Below are 511 nucleotides of genomic sequence, written 5' to 3' on the forward strand. Positions count from 1 at the left end.
CGGTCGCGCTCAGCGACAGGGTGCCGGCGCTGTCGTTGCCGTAGCTGGTGGTGAACGACTGGGTGTCGGACGACAGCCCGCCGGTCTCGTCGACGCTGGCGTCGGCCACGGTCACGGTCGGGGTGGAATCGGCGCCGATGGCGATGGTCAGCGTCGCCTGGGCGGTGTCGCCGTCGCCGTCGGTGATCTCGTAGACCACGTCGATGCTGCCTTCCTCGCCCGCCGCCGGGGTGTAGGTCACGCTGTCGGTGCCGGTCACCACGGCGCTGCCGGCCCCGGTGGTCGAGACGATGCCGGTGACGGTGGCGCCATCGACGCCCTGGGTGTCATTGCCCAGCACGTTGTAGGTCACCGGGGTGTCTTCCGCGGTGGTGGTGCTGTCATTGGCCGCCACCGGGCCGTCATCCAGGAAGGTGACGGTGAAGGCGTCCGTCGCCGGGTCGCCTTCGTTGTCGGTGATGCTGGCGGTCACGTTGACCGTGATCGGGTCGTTCGGATCGCTGCCGTCGGG

At 69.9% G+C, this 511-nt stretch carries 1 protein-coding gene; it reads right to left on the reverse strand.

Annotated elements, in window-relative coordinates:
* Window positions 1-511, reverse strand: a 511-nt coding sequence (locus tag MYL53_RS17185; RefSeq protein WP_247855292.1) for an Ig-like domain-containing protein, incomplete at both ends; no start/stop codon positions are given.

The organism is Halomonas getboli (assembly GCF_023094245.1).
In the GTDB taxonomy this organism is placed as follows: domain Bacteria; phylum Pseudomonadota; class Gammaproteobacteria; order Pseudomonadales; family Halomonadaceae; genus Halomonas; species Halomonas getboli.